The 4,904-nt window shown below is 70.9% G+C and carries 4 protein-coding genes; 1 reads left to right on the top strand and 3 read right to left on the bottom strand.

Going from position 1 to position 4,904, the window contains the following annotated elements; all coding sequences use genetic code 11:
* Positions 1-77: 77 nt before the first annotated feature.
* The gene (locus tag ABZ641_RS25745; protein WP_344626207.1) at positions 78-1,832 is read right to left on the bottom strand and encodes an NAD+ synthase; all 1,755 of its coding nucleotides are present in this window, start codon (positions 1,830-1,832) and stop codon (positions 78-80) included.
* A 213-nt stretch (positions 1,833-2,045) separates the two neighbouring features.
* Between ABZ641_RS25745 and glnA the strand changes: the two genes are divergently transcribed.
* A complete protein-coding gene (glnA, locus tag ABZ641_RS25740; RefSeq protein ID WP_263105680.1) occupies positions 2,046-3,407 on the top strand; it encodes a type I glutamate--ammonia ligase in 1,362 nt (453 codons plus the stop codon).
* Between the two features lie 76 nt (positions 3,408-3,483).
* Here the strand turns inward: glnA and ABZ641_RS25735 are convergent, their stop codons facing one another.
* Positions 3,484-4,770: a site-specific integrase gene (locus ABZ641_RS25735; RefSeq protein ID WP_359985314.1), complete on the bottom strand. Its 1,287-nt coding sequence runs from the start codon at positions 4,768-4,770 to the stop codon at positions 3,484-3,486.
* 3 nt (positions 4,771-4,773) lie between these two features.
* The coding region (locus ABZ641_RS25730) for a helix-turn-helix domain-containing protein (RefSeq protein WP_359985318.1) at positions 4,774-4,904 on the bottom strand (131 nt) is incomplete at its 5' end.

Genomic DNA, 4,904 nt, shown 5'->3' with positions numbered 1-4,904 from the left:
GAAGCGGTCGGCGGCGCACCTCCTGGACCTGGCAGGCCTCGCTCGGCTGAGCGGGCCCGCCGGACGGGGCCGCAGGGTCAGCCGCGGCGCCAGCGGTTGGTGATCGGCAGACGGCGGTCCCGGCCGAAGCCCTTGGCCGAGATCTTCGGGCCCGGCGGGTACTGCCGGCGCTTGTACTCGGCGGTGTCGACCAGCCGGACCACCCGGTCCACCACCTCGGGCGGGAAGCCCTTGGCCACGATCGCGTCCCGTCCGAGGTCACCCTCGACGTACAGGTCGAGCACGGTGTCCAGCAGGTCGTAGTCGGGCAGCGAGTCGGTGTCGACCTGGTCCGGCCGCAGCTCCGCGGACGGCGGCTTGCTGATGGTGTTCTCCGGGATCGGCGGTACCTCGCCGCGCGCCTCGGCGGCCTCGTTGCGCCACTTCGCCAGCCGGAAGATCAGCGACTTGTAGACGTCCTTGATGGGCCCGTACGCGCCCACCGAGTCGCCGTACAGCGTCGAGTAGCCGACCGCCAGCTCGCTCTTGTTGCCCGGCGCGAGGACGATGTGGCCCTCCTGGTTGGAGACCGCCATCAACAGGGTGCCGCGCAGCCGGGACTGCAGGTTCTCCTCGGCCAGGCCGGTCAGCCCCAGCGAGCCCATGTAGGCGTCGAACATCGGGGCGATCGGCACGGTGCGGAAGTTGAGGCCGGTGCGGCGGGCCAGCTCGGCCGCGTCGTCCTTGGAGTGCTCCGAGGAGTACCGGCTCGGCATCGAGACGCAGTGCACGTTCTCCGCGCCGACCGCGTCCACCGCGATCGCGGCGACCAGCGCCGAGTCGATGCCGCCGGACAGGCCGATCAGCACCGACTTGAAGCCGTTCTTGCGCACGTACGCCCGGGTGCCCTCGACCAGCGCGGCGTAGATCTCCGCCTCGTCGTCCAGCCGCGGCGCGACCTCCGCGGCGACCGGCTCGGCCGGGGCCGGCAGCGGCTCGCCGCCGAGGTCCACCCGCACCAGGTGCAGCCCGTCCGTGAGGATCAGGCCGTCGGTGTGCTCGGCGGAGGCGGCCGGCAGCTCCAGGTCGGTGAGCAGCAGCCGCTCCGCGAACTGCGGGGCCCGGGCGAGCACCTCGCCGTCCTTCGAGACCACCACCGAGTCGCCGTCGAAGACCAGCTCGTCCTGGCCGCCGACCATGTTCAGGTAGGCGAGGGTGCAACCCGCCTCGGCGGCCCGCCGCTGCACCAGGTCCAGCCGGACGTCGTCCTTGTTGCGCTCGTACGGGGAGCCGTTGACCACCAGCAGCAGGCCGGCCCCGACCTCGCCGGCGGCGGTGGCGCGGCCGCCGTCCTGCCAGATGTCCTCGCAGATCGCCAGCGCGACGTCCACCCCGTGCAGGGTCAGCACCACCAGCTGGTCGCCCGGGACGAAGTAGCGGTACTCGTCGAAGACGCCGTAGTTGGGCAGGTAGTGCTTGGCGAAGCGGGTGACCACCTCGCCGCGGTGCAGCACCGCGGCGCAGTTCTGCGGGGAGCCGGCCGGGCGGTGCAGGCGCGGCGAGTCGTGGTCGGAACGGCCCAGGTAGCCGACCACCACCGGCACCTCGCCGAGGCCCTCGTCCCGCAGCCGGGCGGCGAGCTCCACCAGGGCGGTGCGCGAGGCCTCCACGAAGGAGCCGCGCAGGGCGAGGTCCTCGACCGGGTACCCGGTCAGGGCCATCTCGGGGAAGGCGACCAGCTGGGCGCCCGCGTCGGCGGCCTGCCGGGTCCAGCGCACCACCTCGTCGCTGTTGCGGGCGATGTCGCCGACCCAGGGGTCGTTCTGGCACAGGGCGAGACGCAGATTCGGCATGGCCCCGAGTGTAATCGTCTAACTGACGTTATGTCGCGGGGGGGTGCCCCTCGGGGCCCGCGGTCCACCCTGTGGGCAGCGGCCACCCAGAGGTGGACGCCGCGCGAAGATCCGACATGATGGGATCGGTCGCGGGACCAAGCGCCGCTCCGGCCACCGCCCGCCGCCGCCGGGCGTAACACGGACGTAAAGAGCAGAGGTGAGACTGTCCCCATGGGCAAGCAGCAGGAGTTCGTGCTTCGCACGCTCGAGGAGCGTGACATCCGTTTTGTCCGGCTGTGGTTCACCGACGTCCTCGGGTTCCTGAAGTCGGTCGCAGTCGCGCCCGCCGAGCTGGAGCAGGCCTTCGAGGAGGGCATCGGCTTCGACGGCTCGGCGATCGAGGGCTTCGCCCGCGTCTACGAGTCCGACATGATCGCCAAGCCGGACCCGACCACCTTCCAGATACTGCCGTGGCGCTCCGAGACCCCGGGCACCGCGCGCATGTTCTGCGACATCCTCATGCCGGACGGCTCCCCGTCCTTCGCCGACCCGCGGTACGTGCTCAAGCGCACCCTGGAGAAGGCCTCCAGCCTGGGCTTCACCTTCTACACCCACCCGGAGATCGAGTTCTTCCTGCTGAAGAACCTCCCCGGCGACGGCACCGCGCCGATCCCGGCCGACCAGTCCGGCTACTTCGACCACACCCCGCGCGGCGTCGGCCACGACTTCCGCCGACAGGCCATCACCATGCTGGAGTCGATGGGCATCTCGGTGGAGTTCTCCCACCACGAGGGCGCCCCCGGCCAGCAGGAGATCGACCTCCGGTACGCGGACGCGCTCTCCACCGCCGACAACATCATGACCTTCCGCCTGGTCATGAAGGAGGTCGCGCTGGAGCAGGGCGTGCACGCAAGCTTCATGCCCAAGCCGTTCTCCGACCACCCCGGCTCCGGCATGCACACCCACGTCTCCCTCTTCGAGGGCGACCGCAACGCCTTCCACGAGTCCGGCGCCGAGTACCAGCTCTCCAAGGTCGGCCGCTCCTTCATCGCCGGCCTGCTCAAGCACGCCGCCGAGACCGCCGCCGTCACCAACCAGTGGGTCAACTCCTACAAGCGCATCTGGGGCGGCTCCCAGCGCACCGCGGGCGCCGGCGGCGAGGCCCCCTCGTACATCTGCTGGGGCCACAACAACCGCTCCGCGCTGATCCGCGTCCCGATGTACAAGCCCGGCAAGCAGGGCTCCACCCGCGTCGAGGTCCGCTCCCTCGACACCGGCTGCAACCCCTACCTCGCCTACGCCGTCACCCTCGCCGCCGGCCTCAAGGGCATCGAGGAGGGCTACGAACTCCCGGCCGGCGCCGACGACGACGTGTGGGCCCTCTCCGACGCGGAGCGCCGTGCGCTGGGCATCCAGCCCATGCCGCAGAACCTCGGCGAGGCCATCGACCTGATGCAGCGCAGCGAACTCGTCGCCGAGACCCTGGGCGAGCACGTCTTCGACTTCTTCCTGCGCAACAAGCGCCAGGAGTGGGAGGAGTACCGCTCCGAGGTCACCCCGTTCGAGCTCCGCAAGAACCTGCAGGTGCTGTAACCGCAGGTCAGGGCGGTATAGAACGCAAGAAGCCCCTCGGGCCGACGGATGCGATCCGTCGGCCCGAGGGGCGTTTTCAGGGGTTTTGTCCTTCCTGGGCCGTCTCTGGGCCGTGGGGTTGCGGAGCGGCGGCCCATCCGAGGGCGTCGTAGAGCGCATCGACGGCCCGGCGGGTGCGGCCGTCAGTGCTCGGCATCAGGTGCGTGTAGACCCGGAGCGTGAACCCGGGGTCGGTGTGCCCGAGGTACCCGCTGAGCGCCTTCACGCTCTCGCCGGAGTCGAGCAACACCGAGGCGTAGAAGTGCCGCAGCGCGTGCATGCCGTCCTCCCGCGATGCATGGAAGCGACCCCACTTCTCCGGGGGAGGGATCACACCCGCGGTCACGAGTGCGGGCTTCCACGCGTAGGTGTTGAAGTCGCTCCGCCGCACGGCGCCGCCCTGCTGGCGCGAGAACAGCAGTCGCTTGGTCACCGGTGGGCCGTCGGGCGTCAGCCAGGGCAGCGTCACGGTCTCGGGCGGGAACGCGGCGAGGTGGGCCTCGAAGATGCCGGCCACCCGTTCCGGCAGCGGCACGTCGCGGACCTTCCCGCGCTTCGGCGGAGCGAACACCAGGCGCCCGCCGATGTCCTTGATCTGGCAGCCCACGTGCAGCCAGCCGGTGTCGGGCCGGATCTCGTCGACAGGCAGGCCGAACACCTCGCCCTGCCGGAGGCCGCACCCGCCGGCCGCGTCCACCATCGCCCGGTACCGGGCTGGCAGCCCGGCCCGGACGGCCTCAACCCGTTCTGCCGTCCACGGGCGGACACGGCCGGGCGCCCGGCCCGGCGGGGTCACCGAGCGGGAGCGGCACGGGTTCGTGGACCGGAGCCGGTCCTCCATCGCCGCCATGAAGATGCTGGAGACGTTGCCGAAGATGACCCGGCGGTACGACGACGCGGGCACCGCCTTCTCCAACTCGCTGAGCCACTCCCGGATGTGCGACGGCTGGAAGGAGTCCAGCGGTCGGATGCCGAGGTACGGGATCGCGTGCCGGCGGATCTGCGCATCGACAGACGAACGGGTGTTGTGGTCCGTGGTCTGCGACTCCAGCCAGCGCTCGGCGTACTGGCGGAAGGTCACCTTGGCGGCCTTCGGGTCGACGTACTGACCCCGCGACATGTCGGCCTCGATGTTGACCAGCCACAGTTCGGCCTGGCGCTTCTGGCGGTCAGGGAACGCCTTGCTCTTCTCCGTGCCGTCCGGCCCGATATACCGGGCGCGGTAGCGAGAGCCGGTGCCGTACCGCTCGGTCTTGACGCGATGGGGCCTGCCGTCCGGGCCGGTCTCGGTCTTGTGCCAGCGGTCCTGGATGTGTCCAGCCAAAGGTCAGGCCACCTCTCGGTTCTGCTCGGCCACCCACTGGGCGACCTCGGTGGGGTCGTAGCGCAGGTGTCGGCCCACGCGGAATCCGGGCGGACCGGTGCGCTTGCGGCGCCACTGGTAGATGGTCTCCAGCG

It is taken from the genome of Kitasatospora sp. NPDC007106 (assembly GCF_040634455.1).
GTDB lineage: Bacteria > Actinomycetota > Actinomycetes > Streptomycetales > Streptomycetaceae > Kitasatospora > Kitasatospora arboriphila.
The sequence above is the reverse complement of the archived record's forward strand: the minus strand, read 5'-3'. Positions and strand labels throughout refer to the sequence as shown.

Excerpts from the sequence above, each read along its gene's own strand:
- ABZ641_RS25745 (WP_344626207.1), bottom strand. The coding sequence starts at position 1,832 with ATGCCGAATCTGCGTCTCGCCCTGTGCCAGAACGACCCCTGGGTCGGC.
- glnA (WP_263105680.1), top strand. The coding sequence starts at position 2,046 with ATGGGCAAGCAGCAGGAGTTCGTGCTTCGCACGCTCGAGGAGCGTGAC.